Origin of the sequence: Natrinema sp. DC36 (assembly GCF_020405225.1) — an archaeon.
Taxonomy (GTDB): Archaea; Halobacteriota; Halobacteria; order Halobacteriales; family Natrialbaceae; genus Natrinema.
In genome coordinates, this window is the sequence record NZ_CP084472.1 from 1,430,307 (window position 1) to 1,449,853 (window position 19,547).

General features: G+C 63.6%; 15 protein-coding genes, 1 tRNA gene and 1 pseudogene. 8 read left to right on the forward strand and 9 right to left on the reverse strand.

All coding sequences use genetic code 11. The features are described from left to right. Positions 1 to 82 precede the first annotated feature (82 nt). The 3 genes from LDH74_RS07740 to LDH74_RS07750 all read left to right on the forward strand — a co-directional run bounded on the left by LDH74_RS07740 (position 83) and on the right by LDH74_RS07750 (position 3,635). The gene (locus tag LDH74_RS07740) at positions 83 to 1,066 is read left to right on the forward strand and encodes a glycosyltransferase family 4 protein (protein ID WP_226041937.1); all 984 of its coding nucleotides are present in this window, start codon (positions 83 to 85) and stop codon (positions 1,064 to 1,066) included. Further along, complete coding sequence (locus tag LDH74_RS07745; RefSeq protein ID WP_226041938.1) at positions 1,067 to 2,164, forward strand: glycosyltransferase; 1,098 nt, start codon at positions 1,067 to 1,069, stop codon at positions 2,162 to 2,164. It abuts the gene before it with no gap. Positions 2,165 to 2,423: 259 nt separating this feature from the next. After that, positions 2,424 to 3,635, forward strand: coding sequence for a hypothetical protein (locus LDH74_RS07750; RefSeq protein WP_226041939.1), 1,212 nt, complete (start codon positions 2,424 to 2,426; stop codon positions 3,633 to 3,635). Here the strand turns inward: LDH74_RS07750 and LDH74_RS07755 are convergent. The 4 genes from LDH74_RS07755 to LDH74_RS07770 all read right to left on the reverse strand — a co-directional run bounded on the left by LDH74_RS07755 (position 3,606) and on the right by LDH74_RS07770 (position 6,619). After that, complete coding sequence (locus tag LDH74_RS07755) at positions 3,606 to 3,962, reverse strand: hypothetical protein (RefSeq protein WP_226041940.1); 357 nt, start codon at positions 3,960 to 3,962, stop codon at positions 3,606 to 3,608. The genes LDH74_RS07750 and LDH74_RS07755 overlap by 30 nt on opposite strands. Before the next feature lie 150 nt (positions 3,963 to 4,112). After that, entirely contained in the window at positions 4,113 to 4,637 is a 525-nt protein-coding gene (locus LDH74_RS07760; protein WP_226041941.1) for a carboxymuconolactone decarboxylase family protein, read from the reverse strand. A 6-nt stretch (positions 4,638 to 4,643) separates the two neighbouring features. Continuing rightward, on the reverse strand, positions 4,644 to 5,096 hold the full coding sequence (locus LDH74_RS07765) for a MaoC family dehydratase (protein WP_226041942.1): 453 nt from the start codon (positions 5,094 to 5,096) through the stop codon (positions 4,644 to 4,646). A 200-nt stretch (positions 5,097 to 5,296) separates the two neighbouring features. Continuing rightward, positions 5,297 to 6,619: an MFS transporter gene (locus LDH74_RS07770; RefSeq protein ID WP_226041943.1), complete on the reverse strand. Its 1,323-nt coding sequence runs from the start codon at positions 6,617 to 6,619 to the stop codon at positions 5,297 to 5,299. A 140-nt stretch (positions 6,620 to 6,759) separates the two neighbouring features. On the opposite strand from LDH74_RS07770, the gene LDH74_RS07775 reads away from it, so the two are divergent. The 4 genes from LDH74_RS07775 to LDH74_RS07790 all read left to right on the forward strand — a co-directional run bounded on the left by LDH74_RS07775 (position 6,760) and on the right by LDH74_RS07790 (position 13,451). Beyond that, on the forward strand, positions 6,760 to 7,689 hold the full coding sequence (locus LDH74_RS07775) for an NAD-dependent epimerase/dehydratase family protein (RefSeq protein WP_226041944.1): 930 nt from the start codon (positions 6,760 to 6,762) through the stop codon (positions 7,687 to 7,689). Between the two features lie 571 nt (positions 7,690 to 8,260). Further along, positions 8,261 to 10,951, forward strand: coding sequence for a phosphoenolpyruvate carboxylase (ppc, locus tag LDH74_RS07780; RefSeq protein ID WP_226041945.1), 2,691 nt, complete (start codon positions 8,261 to 8,263; stop codon positions 10,949 to 10,951). A gap of 156 nt (positions 10,952 to 11,107) precedes the next feature. Then, positions 11,108 to 11,192: transfer RNA gene (locus tag LDH74_RS07785), tRNA-Ser, on the forward strand. 585 nt (positions 11,193 to 11,777) lie between these two features. Further along, a complete protein-coding gene (locus LDH74_RS07790) occupies positions 11,778 to 13,451 on the forward strand; it encodes a 4Fe-4S ferredoxin N-terminal domain-containing protein (RefSeq protein WP_226041946.1) in 1,674 nt (557 codons plus the stop codon). A gap of 67 nt (positions 13,452 to 13,518) precedes the next feature. On the opposite strand, the gene LDH74_RS07795 is transcribed toward LDH74_RS07790, so the two are convergent. Beyond that, positions 13,519 to 15,183, reverse strand: coding sequence for a right-handed parallel beta-helix repeat-containing protein (locus LDH74_RS07795; protein ID WP_226041947.1), 1,665 nt, complete (start codon positions 15,181 to 15,183; stop codon positions 13,519 to 13,521). 282 nt (positions 15,184 to 15,465) lie between these two features. Here LDH74_RS07795 and LDH74_RS07800 point away from each other — a divergent pair, with 282 nt between their 5' ends. Beyond that, positions 15,466 to 15,666: a hypothetical protein gene (locus LDH74_RS07800; RefSeq protein WP_226041948.1), complete on the forward strand. Its 201-nt coding sequence runs from the start codon at positions 15,466 to 15,468 to the stop codon at positions 15,664 to 15,666. A 1-nt stretch (position 15,667) separates the two neighbouring features. On the opposite strand, the pseudogene LDH74_RS07805 reads toward LDH74_RS07800, so the two are convergent. The 4 genes and pseudogenes from LDH74_RS07805 to LDH74_RS07820 all read right to left on the reverse strand — a co-directional run bounded on the left by LDH74_RS07805 (position 15,668) and on the right by LDH74_RS07820 (position 19,458). Beyond that, positions 15,668 to 16,899 (reverse strand): annotated as a pseudogene (locus tag LDH74_RS07805) (transposase). Between the two features lie 3 nt (positions 16,900 to 16,902). Beyond that, positions 16,903 to 17,046 (reverse strand): DUF2080 family transposase-associated protein, encoded by a 144-nt coding sequence (locus LDH74_RS07810; RefSeq protein WP_226041949.1) that lies wholly within the window; start codon positions 17,044 to 17,046, stop codon positions 16,903 to 16,905. Between the two features lie 320 nt (positions 17,047 to 17,366). Further along, the gene (locus LDH74_RS07815) at positions 17,367 to 18,899 is read right to left on the reverse strand and encodes a (R)-citramalate synthase (RefSeq protein WP_226041950.1); all 1,533 of its coding nucleotides are present in this window, start codon (positions 18,897 to 18,899) and stop codon (positions 17,367 to 17,369) included. 184 nt (positions 18,900 to 19,083) lie between these two features. Further along, a complete protein-coding gene (locus LDH74_RS07820; RefSeq protein ID WP_226042509.1) occupies positions 19,084 to 19,458 on the reverse strand; it encodes a DUF192 domain-containing protein in 375 nt (124 codons plus the stop codon). Positions 19,459 to 19,547: the final 89 nt, after the last annotated feature.

The following is a 19,547-nucleotide window of genomic DNA, read 5'->3' on the forward strand; positions in this document are numbered from 1 at the left end:
GGCGACGAGGACACCGCTCGCCGGTTCGCGGCGACGGTCTCGAGGGGTCGACTGTAACCGCACCGATCAGGGGGAATCCGGTATGAAGATCAGCCACTACTTCGAACTCGAAGCGCACGTCACCGGCGGCATTCACGAGTCCGTCGTCCACCAGCGGAAGATGCTGGACCGACTGGACCTCACGTACACGACCGAGCCGACGCTCGAGGCCGACGTCTTTCACTGCAACCTCATGGGACCGCGCTCGGTCTGGTACGCGACGCGAGCGCGGCGACGAAACGTCCCCGTCATCGCACACACGCACGTAACCGCCGAGGATTTCGGGGAGAGCTTTCGGTTCACGAACGCCCTCGCCAAGCCGCTCAAGCCGTATCTCGAGCGGGCCTACGGACTGGCCGACGCGCTCGTCTGTCCGTCGGAGTACAACCGGCGGCTGCTCGAGACGTACACCGACGCGCCGACGACGGTCATCTCGAACGGCGTCGACCGCGAGAAACTCGCGGGGTTCGAATCGCTCGAGGCCGAGTACCGCGAGCGCTACGACCTCGAGTCGCCGACCGTCTTTCTCGTCGGCCACGTCATCAAGCGCAAGGGCCTCGAGACGTTCGTCGAACTGGCCCGCCGGCTGCCCGAACTGGATTTCGCGTGGTTCGGCCCGCTGGACCTCTCCCTGAAGGGTCGGGAGACGACGCGGTTGATCGAGGAGTCCCCGGCGAACTGTACGTTCACCGGCTACGTCGACGACATCCGCGGCGCGTTCGCGGCGGGCGACATTTTCTGTTTCCCCACGCACGAAGAAAACGAGGGGATCGCGTTGCTCGAGGCGATGGCCGCCGGGAAACCGGTGCTCGTCCGCGACATCGAGACGTTCTCGTGGCTCGTGGACGGCGAAGACTGCCTGAAGGTCTCGGGGGCGGGCGTAGACGCCTTCGAGGCGGCCCTCGAGCGGCTCAAAGACGCCGAACTCCGAGATCGGCTCGGATCGAACGCGGCCGGACGGAGCGAGGAGTTCTCGCTCGAGACGGTCGCGACGCAATACCAGTCGCTGTACCAGGAGGTGGCCTGAATGAAAATCGGATTCTTCACGGACAGTTATTTCCCCGAGATCGACGGCGTAACGTACACGATCAAGCTCTGGCGCGAGGAGTTAGAACGAAAGGGCCACGAGGTGTACGTCGTCTACCCCGACGGCGACTACGAGCCCGGGGATCGGGAGGTCCCGGTCAGATCGTTGCCGAACCCGTTTTACGCCGGGTATCGGATCCCGCTCACTCGGCGGCCGTCGACGCTCCCCGAACTCGACGTCGTTCACTGCCACGGCCCCGCACCGATCGGCGTCCTCGGACGGTACTACGCCTGGAAACACGACCTCCCGACGATCTACACGCACCATACCCCGCTCGAGGAGTACTTCCACCAGAACGTCAAACTCGAGTCGGTCGCGGGATTGCTCTCGAAACTGTACGTTCCCGTCGAGAACGCGTTCCTCGAGAGCTTCGACGTGGTGACCGCTTCGACCGAACGGATCGATCGAGACGTCGAACACGTCCAGCTCCCCGTGGGTATCGACATGGAGTTCTTCCAGCCGACCGTCGAAGAGTGGTACGCCGACCGAACGGTGATCGGCTACAGCGGCCGGCTCAGCATGGAGAAGAACGTCAGCGAGATCCTGCGTGCCGCCGAGGAGCTACCGGAGTACGACTTCGTCATCGTCGGTGAGGGGCCCTACCGCGACTGTCTCGAGCGAGACGCGCCGGAAAACGTCGAGATCCAGGGGTTCCTCCCCCGCGAGGAGCTGCCCACTTTCTACTCCTCGATCGATACCTTCCTGACCGCCTCGACCGCGGACACGCTCGGTCTCTCGACGCTCGAGGCCAACGCCTGCGGGACGCCCGTCGCCGCCGCCGACGTTCCGCCGTTCGATCACACGATCGGGTCCGACAACGGCGAGCGGTTCGAATACGGCGACCTCGAGTCGATGGTCGACGCCATCGAGACCTGTCTGGCGACCGACCGCGAGACCAGAGCGGGCGTCGAACGCTACGCGGTCGAGTACACGATGGATCACCTCGAGCAGCTCTACCACAACGTCCCGCTCTCGAAGGACGAGGCCGCGACGGACGTCGAGAGCCCGTGGCGGTTATCCGAGGAAGAGCGGAGCTAAAGCGGTCGCTTCCAGCTCGGTTTTGCCAGTTTGTACGGTTCTGTCGATCAGTCTGAAACCGTGAATTTCATCGATAGCGCCACTGACGAGGCGGACGAGAAGAACTATATGCGAAACGGACAGGGTGGCACGTAACGCAACGGACGGGACCGAACCCGTCGCTCGCTCCGATGTCAACTCGAACACGTACCGACGGAGGTGACCGGCCATCGATCGACGGACGCTGATCGCGCTGGGAGCGTTAGCCCTCGTACTCGTCGTGCTCGTCCTCGGATCGGCCGCGACCTCGCCCTCGAGCGACACCGCGGTCGACCGACAGGAGCAGTTGGTGACGGTGGACGAGGAGTCCTCGCTGTGGCCGTACACGAGCAGCGCGACGACGTTCGAGGAGCGGACGCTCGCGATCAACGTGGTGGTCGCCGGCGACCCGGCGGAGACGCGTCGGCATCTCGAGGAGCGAAGCCGCGGCGGCTGGAACGAAACGGCATCCGAACAGGAAGACGTCGGCGCCACGGCGGCCGAAGATGTCGTCGGAACGGAGACGGCCTGGGGGAGCGCCGACGGTTCGACGCGGTACGCTTACGTTGCCACGAGTGACGATCCGACCGGCGGCACGTGGCTCGACGAGAGCTACCAGTTACACGACGGCGAGTATCTCGGCTCGCGCCATCATATTCGGGCCTATGCGTCCCCCGACGACGAGTGGACGGCGATACAGGCCCATCGGGAACACTGGGACTGGTTTCGACTCAGCCACACGGTCACCAGCGCGGAGGATTCACAGCGATACGTCGAACGCGAGTTCATGGGCCGTCGATACGTTTCGGACGTTTCACGCGACTACCTTGGAAACGATCGCGGCTTCGATTCCGACGGCTGGGTGACGAGTATCGAGCTGGATAGCGGCGACGATAGCGACCACGGAGACGAGGACGGTCCGCCAACTCATCTCGCGATGCTCGGGCTCCTTCCGGGCGCAATGCTCGTGGGTCGCGTCGCATCGCGGACCGCACCTCGAGCGCTGGTTTCCGCGCGCGTTCGACACGCGTTCGTGCTGGCCGGCGCGCTGATCGGGCTCTACCTCTTCGTCCGGTTCGGCGCGATCGCCGTCGAAGCACGGCTCGGTGATCTCGATCCGCGGGTCGTCGCGGGCGCGTTCTACCCGCTGCTCGTGGTCGGATTACCAGTCTGTACGTACTACTTCGCCCGCCCGCTCGATCGGCCGACGGCCTTCGCCGCCGGGTCGGTCGGCTTCGCGACGGCGATCCTGCTCGATTACACCGCCCTGGGCGTGGCTCGATTGCCGGTCACCGTCTTCGTCCACCGGTTCTCGACGGCGATCGCGCTCGGCTTCATCGCCGTCGGCGCGTCGCACGCGGAACGAATCGATCCGGAAGATCACGGCTTCCTGCGAATGGGGGCGCTCCTCTGGGGCGTCACGCTACTCGTGCCGCTGCTCCGATTCCTGTAGCGGTCGCCCGTCCGCGGACTGCCCCCCGAAACCGTCGGGGCTCACGTACGGGCGCGTCCACGAGGTCGTCGCCTGCGTGTAGCCGACGACACCCACGAAGGTAACGACGTAACACAGCCAGCGCGGCAGGCCGAACCTTTGTATCCAGGTCGTCATCACGAGCGCCCAGGCCACGAGTACGGCCGTATCGCGACAGATCCGTTCCCCGTTGTGTCGGCAGTACGCGATCAATCGGCGGCGTCGTGACTCGAGGAGCGGTCGCTCCTCCCGGCCGGATTCAGCGACGTTGCGGTCCGATTCGTCGGAATCGAGTCCCGTTCGAGTCACCGTTGCTCGGGGGTTCGGGAGCAGTGAAATACGCTTTATGGTTCGTCCACTGTCGCTCCCCGGCGCGAACGGAGCGCGGGTCGGATTCGCCGACCTCGAGCCGATGACCGACGATATTCGGGCCATCTCGAGGAGCGATGCGAACGCGGCCTACGGCGTCCAACCGACGAACGCCGTTTCGGGTTCGACGTCGACGGCGTCCAGCGTTCGCGCCGTCGCGACGTAGTGGCTGACGAGCATGGCGACGCCGACGACGGTCCCGACGTCGTAGTGCGCCCGAAGCCGGTCGTGATCCGCATCGCGGGGATCACCCAGTGCGACGCCGCGGGCGTAGGCGACAAGTGCGCCGTCCCGGTCGTCGAGGGCCGCGAGATCGTCGTCGGTAATGGCAGTGATCTCCGCATCGGTGACGCCCGCCTCGCGGCCGAGTCGAACGTGCTGGTGCCACTCGTAGGCGTGCTCGAGGGCACGAGCGGTTGCGAGGATGACGAACTCTCGCTCCCGCTCGGGAAGCACGTCCCAGAGGCGCGTCGAGTAGCGCATGTACCACTGCATGAGTTCGGGCGCGTTCGCCATCGCCCGAAAGATGTGGGCGTCGCCCACGTCGTTCTCGGTGAACAGGTACCGGTACTCCTCGGGCAGGTCCGCGGCCTCGAGGAGCGGAACGCGAGCCATGGGGACTCAGTCGTCCCCCGGGTTCCGACGCGCGATCATGCCGAGTCCGATCCAGGAGATAACGACGTCGCCATCCTGATTGACTCCCTCGAGGAGGCTATCGACGTAGCCTCGTTCGGGAGCGCTCTCCGAGACGCGCTTGTCCACGATTTCGGTCCGGATCGAGAGCGTGTCACCGGGCCTGACGGGCTGCTTCCACCGGAGTTCGTCCACGCCGCGAGCGCCCATGCTGGCGCGGTCCTGTATCGGACCATCGACGAGCATTCGCATACAGATCGCCGCGGTGTGCCATCCGGAGGCGACCAGTTCGCCGAAGGCCGAGTCCTCGGCGGCGTCCTCGTCGGTGTGGAACGGCTGGGGGTCGTACCGCTCGGCGAACTCGAGAATCTCCGCTTTCGTAACCTGATACTCGCCGAACTCCTCGGTGTCGCCGATCTCGATGTCCTCGTAGTAACGCATTGCCCTGTCATGTGTTACGTATCGGCAAGAACCTGTGGAACGAGGCAGTGTGGACGGCGAGGCGGCATCGATCGAACGTGCGAGGCCGAACTCGAACGATCCCTCCCTTTGCTCGTGAGGGTCATACGGACTGCTGTCAGTCGGTTTCGGCGCGATCGAGACGATCGCAGTTTATCGAGAAATCGGGACTGCAATCCGTCTCATCCCGTCGACCGTTCCACGTCAGCGTCCGACTCGAGGGAGTGCTCGTCTCGCGTCCGGAGGGACAGCACGACGGCACAGGTCGCGGCGAGCAGGCCGGCGGCTGCGGCGATGGTAAACGCTACGCGATAGCCGAATTCCGTGTAGACGCGAGCGCCGTTGACCGTCTCGCCGGTCCAGTACGCATCGAGTGCGGCACCGAGAACGACCGGGAAAACGGCCGCCCCGATCCATCCCATCGTGTTGATCAGGCCGATCACGGTCCCGCTCGCCTCCTCGGGGTGGCGCTCCTTGATGACGGTAAACGCGAGCGGGATCCCGCCGCGCAGGATTCGGGAGAAGAGGAAGATCGCGCCGACGAGCAACAGCGGAATGGTGCCGAAGGCGGCGAAGATGCCCCAGGTCAGCCCGAAGACGACGGTCGAGAGGACGATGAGCCCGGTCCGGTTCCCCGACCGGTCCGAGAGCCAGCCGAACAGCGTCGGGCCGATCATCCCGCCGACGTTTCCGACGAGGAGGTAGACCGACGCTTCCGTCACGGAAATGTCGTGGGTCTGGACGAGATAGGGGATCCCCCACAGACCGAAGATCGTGATCCCGATGCCGGTCATGAAAAAGAGCATGACGCCCAACAGCCAGGTCTCGGGCTCTCGGATCGCATCGGAGACGTATCGCTTCAGCGCCGCCGCCGAGGTCACGTCCGGTCTGTCGGGAACGTCGTCGATCGGCGGGAGGCCGGCGTCGGACGGCGAGTCGTGCGAGAAGAGGCCGATACCGACCGCGACCGCGATCCCGAACGCCCCCAGGCCGAGCATTGAGGCGCGCCACCCGACGCTCGAGGCGGCGATCGCCAGGGGCGTCGTCGCCGCCAGCCCGCCGAGAATGCCGACGCTGAAGGTCACGCCCGTCATCGTCCCGAACTCGTCGGGACGGAACCAGTTCGCACAGAACCGCAACGCCGCGACGAACAGGACGCTCGCCCCGAGCCCGACCAGCAGCCGGCCGACGAACGCCAGCGCGTACGTCGGCGCCAGCCCGAACGCGAGCGCTCCGAGGCTCATCGCTGCGGTTCCCGCCGTGGCGATCGCGCGAACGCCGTACCGGTCCGTCAGCAGGCCGGCCGGAATCTGGAACACCGCGTAGAGGTAGAAAAACGACGAGTGGAGCAATCCGAGACTCGTTCCCGTCGTCTCGAACGAGCGCATCAACTGTTCCGAAAGGACCGCGGTCGACGATCGGTGGAGACTGACGAGAAAGAACCCCGAGACGAGTACACACCAGCCGAGCCATCGGCGATGATACGGATTCGAGAGCGGATTCACCTGCTGGGATTTGTGATGTGGTCACATTAACCCACCGGCGGAGTACTCCGTCGAGGACGAGAAGCGACGCCGAGAATACCCGCCCTCATCGGTACGGAAACTTCCAAACACCTTTGCGTCACCGAATGGGCTGTTTCGGTATGAACCTCGAGGAACAAACCGTCCTCGTCACCGGCGGTGCGGGATTTATCGGATCGAACCTGGCGAATCACCTCGCCGAGCCGAACGACGTGACCGTCGTCGACGACTGTTATCTGGGAACGCCCGAAAACCTGTCCGGTGACGTCGAATTCGTCGACGCGAGCGTCCTCGATGACGATCTGCCGACGGACGTCGACGTCGTCTTTCACCTCGCGGCGCTGTCGTCGTACGCGATGCACGAGGAGGACCCCACGACGGGTGCCAGAGTCAACGTCGAAGGCTTCGTCAACGTGGTCGAACAGGCCAGGCGGGACGGCTGCGAGACGGTGGTCTACGCCTCGACGTCGTCGATCTACGGCAGTCGGACGGAGCCGTCGCCCGAGGACATGCCGGTGAGCGTCAACACCGGCTACGAGGCCTCGAAGCTCGCGCGGGAACGCTACGGCGAGTACTTCTCGAATCACTACGACATGTCTGCGGCCGGCATGCGCTTTTTCTCGGTGTATCAGGGCTACGGCGGTGCTGAGGAACACAAGGGCGAGTACGCCAACGTGATCGCCCAGTTCGCCGACGACATCGCCGACGGCGAGTCACCCGTTCTCTACGGCGACGGCACCCAGACGCGGGACTTCACGCACGTCTCCGATATCGTTCGCGGCCTCGAGCAGGCCGCAGTCCACGAACTCGACGGAATCTACAACCTGGGGACCGGAGAGGCGTACGATTTCGAGACCGTCGTCGAGATGATCAACGACGAACTCGGTACCGACGTGGAAGCGGAGTACGTCGAGAACCCGATTCCCGACTCGGTCTACGTTCACGACACCTGTGCCGACGCGTCGAAGATCCGAGCGGAGACCGGCTGGGAACCGCGGATCGACTTCGAGGAGGGCATTCGGCGCGTCTGTGCGCAGTACACGGACCGGTAGCGCTATTCCGCGTCGACGCTCACGGAGCGGAGTAGCGGCGATTTTTCGAATCCGGGTCCGAGAACCGAACGGAGCGCGAGCGCCGTCGATGTACTACCACGATCCGGACAGATGATACTCCGGTCGATAGCGCTGATAGCCGGCCCAGTGTTGCAGATAGCTGGGCCGGTGTCGTAGATAGCCGGCCCAGTGTCGTAGATAGCCGGGCCGATACCGCCGGCTCGAGCCCGGGTTGAGCCCACATCGGAATTTCGGGATACTATCGACTTCCGTGCGAGCGAACTTTCAGTGAGATAATCGAGGGTCGCAAACTGCCACCGTTCGAAATTGAATGCCGCCACCGCGAGTATATCTCGCCCCCTCTCCGAACAAATTAGATATTATTTACAATCGTAGTGATTTTCACTTCGGTAGTGTCGATACTGCTAGTCGACGGACTGCTGTGCGGACAGATCGACAGCGCTCGTCCAACGGTCGACTACCGGCTCCGGTAACTATCACGGAAAACGATGTATAAGCGGATCAGCGTACCTGCAAGGGGTTTTTACCACGGCACGCACATCCACACGATATGCGACTTCACAACAGGGACGTCAGACAAGACGTCCGCGAACTCGGCGCGTTGCTCGGAGACGTCCTCGAGGACCAGACGTCCCGCAGGTCGTTCGAAACGGTCGAATCGTGTCGGCGGGCAGCCATCGACTACCGGTCCGGAGAGCTCGAGTCCCGCGAGCCGCTCGTGACGGAACTCGAGAACTTGTCGCCCCACCAGCAACGGATCGTCGCCCGCGCGTTCACAACCTACTTCGAGTTGATCAACCTCGCCGAGGAGCGCGAGCGGGTCCGGACGATCCGCACGGCCTCCCAGGAGGGAACCCTCGACGACAGCCTCGAGACCGCGGCCGAAGAACTCGGTGAGGCGGACGTCGAGACCGTCAGACAGATCCTGGACGACGTGTTGATCGAACCGACGTTCACCGCCCATCCGACCGAAGCTCGGCGCAAGACCGTCAAATCCAAACTGCGAGAGATATCGACGTACCTCGAGACGCTGGACGAACGACTGTTGACCGACAAGGAAACGGGACAGGTCTGGCGGGATATCGACGCCGAGGTGACGAGCCTCTGGCAGACCCCGCAGGTACGCAATCGCCAGCCCGAACCCGAGGACGAGGCGCGTAACGTCCAGTGGTACCTCGAGAACACGCTGTTCGACGTGGTCGGCGAGGTGTACGACGAACTCGATGACGCGATCGACGAGGAGGTCCCCGGGAACCTCGAGATCCCGAAGCTCTTCGAGTTCCGTTCCTGGGCGGGTAGCGACCGCGACGGCAACCCGTACGTGACCCCCGAGGTGACCGCGAACACCTTAGAGCGCCAGCGATCGGTCGTTCTCGAGCAGTATCGCGAGCAGCTCAAACGGCTCTCGGGCGTTCTGAGTCAGGACGGGAGTCGGATCGACGCCGGCTCGGAGTTCCAGGCCACCCTCGAGCGCGATCGCGAACGGCTCCCCGGTAGCGCCCGTACCGCCGAGGAACGCTACCCCGGCGAACCCTACCGCCAGAAGCTCAAGCTCATGCGCGAGCGACTCCGCCGCGTCGGCGACGTTCGACCGGGCGGCTACGACGAGGTCGACGACCTTCTCGACGATCTCGCGGTCATCTCAAAGAGCCTGCGCAACAACGGGGCCGAGAGCGTCGTCGACGCGCACGTCGACCCGATCCGCCGACAGGTCGCCACCTTCGGCTTCTCGCTCGCGAGTCTCGACCTCAGGGAACACCAGCAGAAACACACCGACGCCATCGCCGAGGCGCTCGAGGCCGAGGGGATCGACTACCACGAGCTCTCGGAAGCCGAGCGCGTCGAGTTCCTGACCGACGCCGTCCTGCAGGACGAGCCGGTGATCGACCTCGGCGATACCGCGGAACTCTCGGACGATTCGGCGCGCGTCCTCGAGTTATTCGACAGCCTCGCCGACTGGCAGACCGAGTACGGCAGCCACGCCATCGACACCTACGCCATCTCGATGACCGAGGAGCCCAGCCACGTCCTCGAAGTGCTCTTCCTGGCCGATCAGGCCGACGTCATCGCCCTGCCCGAACACGCCGGGATCGACATCGTGCCGCTGCTCGAGACCGAGTACGCCCTCTCGGGTGCCCGGCGGATCATGGGCTCGCTGTTCGAGAACGACGCGTATTCGCAGGTCCTCGAGGCGCGGGGCCAGACCCAGGAGATCATGCTCGGCTACTCGGACTCGAACAAGGAGAACGGCTTCCTCGCCGCGAACTGGTCGCTGTACAAGAACCAGCGCCGGCTCGGCGAGATTTGCGACGACCACGACGTGACGATGCGGCTGTTCCACGGCCGCGGCGGCTCGATTTCCCGGGGCGGCGGCCCGATGAACGAAGCGCTGCTCGCTTTGCCGAATTCGACCGTGACGGGCCAGGTCAAGTTCACGGAACAGGGCGAGGCCATCGCCGAGAAGTACGCCAACCCGCGCATCGCCGAGCGCAACATCGAGCAGATGCTCAACGCCCAGCTCCGGGCGCGCAAGGGGGCGTTGGATCAACCGGAGGAGGAAGTTCGCGACGAGTGGGTCAACGCGATGGAGACGATGGCGGACGCCGCTCGACGCGAGTACCGCGACCTCCTCGAGAGCGAGGGGTTCGTCCAGTACTTCGAGCAGGCGACGCCGATCACGGTCATCGAGGATCTCGATCTGGGCTCCCGTCCGGCCTCTCGATCGGGCGAGCGTACCGTCGAGGACCTGCGCGCGATCCCGTGGGTGTTCTCGTGGACCCAGTCGCGGTGTATCCTGCCCGGCTGGTACGCGATCGCGAGCGGCGTCGAGGCCTATCTCGACGACGGCGGATCGATGGAAACCCTCCAGACGATGTACGAGGAGTGGCCGTTCTTCCGAACGACGCTCGACAACGCGGCGCTCTCGCTGTCCCGAACCGAACTCGAGATCGCCGAGCGCTACGCCGAGATGGCCGAACCGGACCTTCGCGATCGGTTCTTCCCGCGCGTGACCGACGAGTACGAGCAGACCGCCGACCTCGTTACGGAAATCGGGCAGCGCGATCAGCTACACACCCGCGACTGGCTCGGCGAGAACCTCGAGCGTCGAAACCCCTACGTGGATCCGCTGAACATGCTGCAGGTTTACTTGCTCAACCGGACCCATCGAACGGACATCGAGGAACGGACGCTGCGGCTGACGGTCAAGGGGATCGCGGCCGGAATGAAGAACACTGGCTGATCGAGACGGAGGGATCGAGCGTGACGCCAGCGGGTACCGGTCCGTGTTCGGCCGCTCGAGTCGATCGATTCCGTCGTGTTTCTCGGACGTGAATCGATCACAGGGAGCGCCACGGATCGAAACGGGTAAAAACGTCTCTCGAGTAGGGAGTAGTGAGCCGAGATAGCCTAGCCCGGCCAAGGCGGTAGATTCGAAATCTACTGTCCTCACGGACTCGGGAGTTCAAATCTCCCTCTCGGCGTTTTCACGACGACAACGACGGTGAGCGGAGCGAACCGTCCGTCATCGTGAAACCCATACGGAGATTTGAATCAGGGAGTGAAGCGACGCGGAACGACCGTGGTTCAAATCTCCCTCTCGGCGCTTTTGCAGCAACAAACTGGTGAGCGCCGCGTAGCGGCGCGAATCAACTTCTGTTACTGCAAAGTGGTAAACGGGTGATTTGAACGAGACAAGTCGCAGCTCGCACAGCGACCAACGGGAGCGAGCAAGAACGTCTTGGCGTTGTTCAACTCTCCCTCTCGGCGTTTTCGCGACGACAACGACGGTGAGCGGTGCGTGTATGAATCCGATTATCCTCGAGCAGAACCGCCTCGAGACGCGTGAGTGACCGGTCATCGGGTTCGATGCACCGGTGATCGGAAATCGGTGCGGAGCTGCGATTGCGGTGCGTTGTAGTCGCTCGATGGCTTCCTGACACGTCAAACCGACCGAAACCCCATCACTCGCAAGGAGGACCACTATGCAAATTCTGGTCGTATATTCAATGTCACAAGTCACCAATGTACGCAACCATAGCGCAGGCCGTTCCGACGAGGTGGGTGCGATGAGTTCCGACGAACCGACCGATGAGACTGCCGCGAGCGACGAGACGTTTCATCCACTCGGCGAGACGTGGCAGGACGACCTCGAGGACGTGCTCGACGACACCGAGTACGACACGGAACTCGGGATGGAGATGGGACGAGACGCGATGCGGGTCACGAAAGGGGAACTCTCCGAAGAGGAGTTCCACGAGCGGTATCACGATGACGTCATGGAGGAGTTCGGCGAGGACGGGCGCACGATCGCCAGCCCGGACGACGCCGACGACGAGGGGTCGGGATCGCTACTCTCGTCGCTTGCCGGCGACGAGTCCCGTCGCGAGGTACTCAAGAAGGGGGCTGCCGGTGCAGGGTTCGCCACTCTCGGGTGGGGTGCGGTCGACCAGCAGGAGCCGGAGGAGCCACAGGAGGCCGTCGAAGAACCGGGGGAAGTACACCCCGACGAGGACGCGACGCAGTGGGGGATGACGATCGACCTCGAGCACTGTGACGGCTGTCTCTCCTGCGTGACCGCCTGTAACGCGGAACACCAGTGGGACGAAGGGGCGAACTGGATGTACGTCCTCGCCTTCGAGGACGGCAACGTCGAGTCGCCCGAACCCGACAATTACGAGAGCGTCCACGATTTCAACTTCCTCGTCCGGCCGTGTCAACACTGTACCGACGCGCCCTGCGAGAAGGTGTGTCCGACGACGGCACGTCACACGCGCGACAGGGGTGGTCTCGTGTTGACCGACTACGAGGTCTGCATCGGCTGTCGGTACTGTCAGGTCGCCTGTCCGTACGGCGTCAACTACTTCCAGTGGGGGGAACCGGACGTGGAACGGGAGGAACTCAGCGAGGAGGGTGTCTACGATTATCGCGACCGACCCGTTAGCCGGCGCGCTCCCCGGGGCGTCATGTCGAAGTGCGTCTTCGATCCGGCCCGGCAGGACGGCAATCACGGCGAGGAACTGGTCGGGACGACCGCGTGCGAGACGGCCTGTCCGCCGAGCGTCATTCAGTTCGGCGACAAGAACAATCCGAATAGCGATCCGGAGCGCTACAAGGACAATCCCGCCAGAGCACGGACCCTGATCCGGCTGAGCACGGGGCTGCCGTCGCCGGACGAACTCCCGTCGATGCTCGAGGGGGTCGACTCGACCCTGGACGCGGTCACGAGTGCCGTTGACGGTCTCACGGAGGCGTCGATCGCGCTCGCGGTGGCGGTCCAGCTCACGAACGTGGAGTACGAGGAAGAGGCTCCGCCGGGCGATACGCTCGTGGAACAGGAGCAAACGATTCTCGACGTCGTCTCGATCCTCCAGAATCACGGGCTCGCTCTCACCAGTCAGGAGGTGCTCGCTCGGCTCGGTCTCACGGTAGACCAGTTCGATGCACCGACGGGAGACGTCGATGTCTCCGATCGGGAGGACGTTGCTCAGGAACGGTTCGAGGACTACATCGATGCGCCCGAGGAGGAGTTCGAACTCCTCGCGGACGTCGGAACGAACCCGAACGTCACCTATCTCGGAAAACAGCCCGGACCGAACGCCCATCAGGTCCCCGGACCGACGTCCTACGAGGAGGTCGGCATGCTCAACGTGCGACAGAAGGCCCTCGCCGACGAAACCGTCAGCATCTTCGACCGAGACGTAGACTTAGGCGTGGGCGAGGAGTCGAATTCGTCCCACTAACGCCGTGGGCACGACCCCGTCCTCACGGAGCGAACGACGCGTACCGTAAGCGAGTCAAACGAGTTGACTACACGTCGAAGCCGAAGTTGAAGTCGCCCTGCCACTCCGCTCGTTCCCCGGCGAAGTTGGTTTCACCGTAGTGCCGATTGCCGACCCACAGTACCGACGAGAGCGTCGTCTCGGGGTCGCTCATCACGAGTCCCTCGAAGAACGAGCTTTCGACGGTGTGGTCCGCACCGCTCTCGGCGAATCGGAGGCTCGCGCCGTCGGCTTCGACCGTACAGCTATCGAGCTCGAGTCGGTTGATGTCCTCACCGCCGTTCGTGACGAAGACGCCGTGTCGATCAGTCGAGGACTGCGGTCCGATGTCGAACTCGCAGTCGTTGAACGTGACGTTCGACGATCGGACGTAGACCGCGTAATCGGAAATCGTCGGACTCGAGCGGTCGGTTATCGTACAGCCCTCGAAAAGGGTCGGTGCGTGGTCGTTGTCGTTGATCCGGATCGCTCGGCCGTCGGTTCCCTCGTCCCCGATGTGTACGTCGGTTAGTCTGGCGGGTCCGTCCTGGGTCAGACGAATGATTTCGGTGTCTTTCTTGATCTGGTTGTTCACCAGCAACTGGGAGACCAGCTGACCGCCGCCGCTCTCGATCCAGAGACCGGACCACGGGAAGCCGGGGTGTTCGGTCATCGTGATCTGGCAGTCCTGTACGTAGTCGTTGGGGCCGATTCGGATGCCCGCACCGGCACAGTTGCGGACGTGACAACCGGTAATGATATTTCGGCCGTCGTCTCCCGAGACGTAGATTCCGTTATCGATGTAGCCCGACACCTGACAACCCTCCCAGAAGTTCGTACCGTGATTGTAAACGTCCGAACTGAAGGGGATCGCGTGGCCGACGTGAGTCGATCGGTCGGACGCCGTATCACCGTTACCGAGGTGGCAGCCGCTGATGACGTTGGTCGTCGAGGACCGAACCCCGTCGACCAGGATCGTGTGTCGGTCGCCGCCGTACTCGAGATTGAGCCTGTCACGCGTCCCCCGCATCGAGACGTTCTCCATGTGCCCGTACCGGTAGGTGAACCAGCGAGCGATACCGGCGTCGTACTCGCCCCGAATGTCGACCTGTAGGTCTCGCATGACGGTCCGCTGGGCGTGCGGGAGCGACGCGTCCAGCGATCCGACGGTCATCAGGCGGTCGACGTCCTGATCGGTCACTCTCAAGACTGCGAACGGATCGCCGACGATGCCCAGGTACTCGTGGGCGTCGAAGTGGATGTTGTCGGTCTCGACGTGCCACGTCCCGGCGGGTATCTCGTATCGGTGGTTTCGCTCCGTCGGTTTGAACGAGGTGTAGTGGTCCTCGATCGCGGCCCAGAGGTCATCTCCCTCGGGTTCCACCCCGAGATCGTCGCGAACGTCGACGATGTTCGGGTTCGTATCCCCACGAACGCTAACGGTGTTCGGAGCGGATTGGGTCGCCGAGAGCGAGCCGTCGAAATTCAACTGCGACACGGTATCGGCGATCGTCGTTCCCGAGTCGGTCACAGTTATCCCGCGTGCGGACGCATCAGTTTGTGCTGCAGCGACGCCGGTGCCCTGCGATCCTGATGCGGCCGTGCCGGTAACGACACTGCCGAGCCCTATCGCGGCGAGCGATCGGATGTACGAACGACGTGTCGTGTCTCCAGTAGTGCCAGTCGATCCGTCATGCTGATGGTCGGTTTCCATCACGAATTCACAGTCACGAATTCCCGAATTTGTTATACCCAATCTACTGATAATTTCACAACTGCAAGCGGCCGCGGATCAGTTTTCTTCCTGCAATCGTCCCGGAGACGATCAGTAGGCCCACGCATATCGCGGGCGATCAATCACGACGCCGTCCCCGGGAAACTACTGACTATAATCGATCCTAATCGTGATCCGCCTACGCCAGATCGGAAGTGGCCTTCCCGTCGAGACCTGTCCGAAACCACATGTATTCAAGCGACTCGAGTCGAAGTATCGATTATGGACCGTCGGAAGCGGCTGATCGTCGGGTGTCTCTGGGTCGGGGTCGCAGCGGTAATGGCGACGACCCTCGACCTCGGGGTCCCGTCGTCGGTGGGCGAGATCGCACGGCTGTTCGTCATCATCGTCGCCCTCTTCCTGGCGAGCGTCTATCTGCTCGATCCGTGGGATCTCGTTAGCGATCCCTTCCGCCAGGAGTGAACTACCCCGCCCTGTTCGGCCTGACGGCCTCGCTGAGGACGGGGCTTCCTGTTTCTAAGACGCGCTTTGCAGGAACCGAATCGATTCCCGTAGGGAGCGCAGTCTCCGCAGGCATTGAATCGGGGTGAACCACCCCTACTTCGGTGAGTCCGCGAGAAAGGATGTTGTAGGCGGCGTTGAGGTCGCGGTCCGCCTCGAATCCGCATGAAGGGCACGAGTGTTCGCGTACCCACAGCGGTTTGTCGGTCGCAACGCCACAGTTGGAACACTCTTTGGTCGTTCCAGCCGGTTCGACGGCCACGAAGTGCGTCCCTTCGCGGTCGCACTTGTATTCGAGCATCCGAAGGAACGTTCCCCACGCCGCTCCGGCGCGGTTGCGGCTGTTCGAGGGGAGTTCCATCAACCCCTTCGCGTCGAGGTCTTCGACCGCTACGAGGTCGTATTCCCGAGCGTAGTAGTTCGAGAGCTTGTGCAGGAAGTCCCGACGCTTCCGCTTCAGGTCGGCGTGGCGTCGGGCGACGATGCGCTGTTGCGTGCGGTAGTTCGCCGAGCCGTGTTCCTTCCGCGAGAGCTTGCGTTGTTCGCGTTCTAACCGCTCGCGTTCGTCGGTTAGGTCGGGGCCTTCGACGGCGGTCCCGTTGCTGTCGTGAGCGTACTTCAGGATACCCACGTCGATTCCGATGCATTTCTCGGGATTCTCGGGCTTCGGTGGCGCGTCGTTCTCGGTTTCGATTCCGAGGACGGCGAACCACTCGCCGGTCGGTTCCTGCTTGACGACGACCTCCTTGATCGTGGCGTCGTCCGGGACCTCGCGGTGATAGACCATCGGAACGTCGCCGATCTTGGAAAGAGAGAGAGTACAGGCCGACCGCTCGTGTTGTTGAGCTTGAAGCCGGTTTGACTGTACTTGATCGAACGGTATTCCTGCGGGGCTTTCCACCGAAGCTCTCCGACGCGGTAGCCGTTGTCCTTCCGCCCCTTCAGTGTCGAAAGGTTGTCGTACAGACGTTGTACGACTTTCTGAAGCACCTTCGAGTGAACGTCCTGCAGGTCTGTCCACTCGCATTTGAGGTCCGGGAGGAGCTTCTGCTCGGAGTAGGCGGAGGTTCCGTCCACTCTGTTGAGTCGGTGAAGGAAGTGGTTATAGACCTGCCGGCAGGTATCGACGGTCCACGCTAACCGCTCGTGGAGTTCGTCGGTCGGTTTGAGCCTGTACCGGTAGTTGTAGCGCATGGTCTACTCGTCGGATGGATCGGTGACGCGGACGACTTTGACGGTCGCGCCGGCCCACGTTTTCGGCACGTAAACATGCGCTCCGTTGCCGGATCGTTTGGCTTGTGCTTCGAGAACTTCGTGTCCTTCGACCTCGTACCGATCCATTGAGCGTATATACGAGGTAGATACGCATAACGCTACCGATAGCGTGGGCCTGCGGGCCAGCAGTATCGTATTGATGAAAGATGATGACGGCGCTGTATCCCCTCCCTACTCGCTCCCTCCGGTCGCTCGTTGAGGAAGGGGCCTTAGCGCCTGCGGTTAGGTAATCGTCGGCGGTGGGATCGAGATGACGACAGTCACACCGTTATTCAGCGCCCCGAAAATCGGTCGCGTCTCTGGCTCGTACGACTGTCGTCAATCAGTTCCGGAGCTACTGCGATCCGTCATGCGGTCGCTCCTGTGCGTCGGGACGGCAGATCGTCTCAGTCGTCGGCCGGCGCGAGCGGCTGTTGATCGGCCGCGAGCAGTCGATCCAGCGCGTCGACCATCGCTTCTACGCTCGCGCGGGTGATGTCGGCTTCGCTTCGGGCGACCGTCACCGAGCGATCGTTGCGCGCCATCGTCACCTCGACGGTAACGACGGCGTCGGTGCCGCCCGTGACCGCGTCGACGTGATAGGACTCGAGTTCGGCGTCGGCCATCGAGCCCAGCGCCTCGCGGACGGCGGAGACGGCGGCGTCGACGGGGCCGGACCCGGTGCCGCTGGCGACGCGTTCCTCGCCGTCGACGTCGAGTCGGATGCTGGCGGTCGGGACCGCTCCGCCGCTGGTGGCGGTGAGATCGAGCAGGTCGACGACGCGCTCGCGATCCTCGCCGGTGACATCCTCGGCGATGGCCAGCAGGTCGGCGTCCGTCACTCGGCGACCGCGATCGCCGAGTTCTGTGACGCGGGTCGCGATTTCCGCGACCTCGTCGTCGTCGGCCTCGACGCCGTGTTCCTCGAGCGTCGCCGCGACACCTGCGCGACCGGTATGCTTGCCGAGTGCGAGCCGACGCTCGCGGCCGACGGTTTCGGGCGCGTAGGGCTCGTACATCTTGTCGTCTTTGAGCGTGCCGTCGGTGTGGATCCCACTCTCGTGGGTAAAGGCGTTCTCGCCGATGACGGCCTTGTTCGGCGGGAGCTGAACGCCCGTCGCCCGAGAGACGATCTGTGCGAGGTCGTACAGCTCCTCGAGGTCGAGCGTCTCGACGTCGTAGACGTGATCGAGCGCGATCGCGACCTCCTCGAGGGCGACGTTGCCGGCGCGTTCGCCGAGCCCGTCGACTGTACAGTGGACGAGGTCGGCCCCCGCCGAGACGGCCGCGAGCGCGTTGGTCACGCCTAGGCCGAGGTCGTCGTGCGTGTGAGCGCTGACGGGCCCGAGTTCGGCGAGCCGAGAGACGGCCTCGTGGGTGTGTTCCGGCCCGGTGTGACCGACGGTATCCGCGAAGCAAAAGCGATCCGCGCCCGCCTCGAGGGACGTTTCCGCCAGTTCCTCGAGGTAGTCGAGATCGGCTCGGGAGCCGTCCTCGCCGATGACCTCGACCCAGAGGCCGTGGTCTTTCGCGTAGGCGACAAGTTCGGCGGTCTTCTCGAGGTTGTCCGCGCGAGAAGTACCGACCTTGCCCTCGACGTGGCGGTCGCTGGCGGGAACGACGATGTGGACGCCGTCGACGTCGCACTCGAGCGCGAGGTCGATGTCGTTCGTGATCCCGCGACAGAAGCTGGTGACGCGGGCGTCCAGATCGAGGTCGGTTACCCGCGAAATCGCCTGTCGCTCACCCGCACCGGTACAGGCGCTGCCGGCTTCGATCACGGAGACGCCGGCGCGCTCGAGAGAGCGAGCGATCTCGACTTTCTCGTCGGGCGAGAGCGAGACGCCCGGGGCTTGCTCGCCGTCGCGAAGCGTCGTGTCGAGAAGGCGCACTGTACGGTCCGATTCTACCGTCTGTTCGGGGGAGTGAGTTACAGGCAAGAGTGGTGAGTTGCGAGTACTGCGGTTACGTTCGTCGGAGAATTTCGCATCCAGCCGGGTCGCCCCGACTTCCTCTATCCTCGGAATGCGGCGTTGAGACGGAATCTCGTGCCATTGTACTGTGTGCTATCGTATCATGCCGACTTAAATCCGCCGGTCGCGGCTCGATCGGTCGCTCTCGGTTCTACTCGGCCTCGAGAACCAGCCGATCGCCGGGCTCGACGTCGGCCGCAGCGCCGGCTGGGAGTTCGACGATCAGATTGGCCTCTTCGCGAGCGAAGCCCCGCCACGGCCGCAGGGTCTCGACGCGTTGGACGACGCCGTCGACGATCCAGACGGCGTCGATCGGGAAGAGGACGAACAGCATGTGGAGGTCGCGGGTTTTGGTCGAACCGAACTGAAAGGCCAGCGCGTAGTCGTCCGGAATCGATCGGCGAAACATGAGCCCGCGGGTCTGGCTGACGATCGAATCCGCGAGATCGACCGTCGTCGCCAGGATCTCGCGGTCGGTCCCGTCGTCGGACGGACTATCGGTAACCGGATCGTGGACGAGTCGCACGCCCTCGAGTGCGAAGCCGGACGCAAAAAGTGTTCTCGCCGCGTCGCTTTTCGAGTCGATACCGGCCACCCGGCCCGTCGACTCGAGCA

Coding starts and splice junctions, on each gene's coding strand:
- LDH74_RS07740 (WP_226041937.1), top strand. CDS start 83: ATGAAGATCAGCCACTACTTCGAACTCGAAGCGCACGTCACCGGCGGC.
- LDH74_RS07745 (WP_226041938.1), top strand. CDS start 1,067: ATGAAAATCGGATTCTTCACGGACAGTTATTTCCCCGAGATCGACGGC.
- LDH74_RS07760 (WP_226041941.1), bottom strand. CDS start 4,637: ATGGCTCGCGTTCCGCTCCTCGAGGCCGCGGACCTGCCCGAGGAGTAC.
- LDH74_RS07765 (WP_226041942.1), bottom strand. CDS start 5,096: ATGCGTTACTACGAGGACATCGAGATCGGCGACACCGAGGAGTTCGGC.
- LDH74_RS07775 (WP_226041944.1), top strand. CDS start 6,760: ATGAACCTCGAGGAACAAACCGTCCTCGTCACCGGCGGTGCGGGATTT.
- ppc (WP_226041945.1), top strand. CDS start 8,261: ATGCGACTTCACAACAGGGACGTCAGACAAGACGTCCGCGAACTCGGC.
- LDH74_RS07790 (WP_226041946.1), top strand. CDS start 11,778: ATGAGTTCCGACGAACCGACCGATGAGACTGCCGCGAGCGACGAGACG.
- LDH74_RS07795 (WP_226041947.1), bottom strand. CDS start 15,183: ATGGAAACCGACCATCAGCATGACGGATCGACTGGCACTACTGGAGAC.
- LDH74_RS07800 (WP_226041948.1), top strand. CDS start 15,466: ATGGACCGTCGGAAGCGGCTGATCGTCGGGTGTCTCTGGGTCGGGGTC.
- LDH74_RS07810 (WP_226041949.1), bottom strand. CDS start 17,046: ATGGATCGGTACGAGGTCGAAGGACACGAAGTTCTCGAAGCACAAGCC.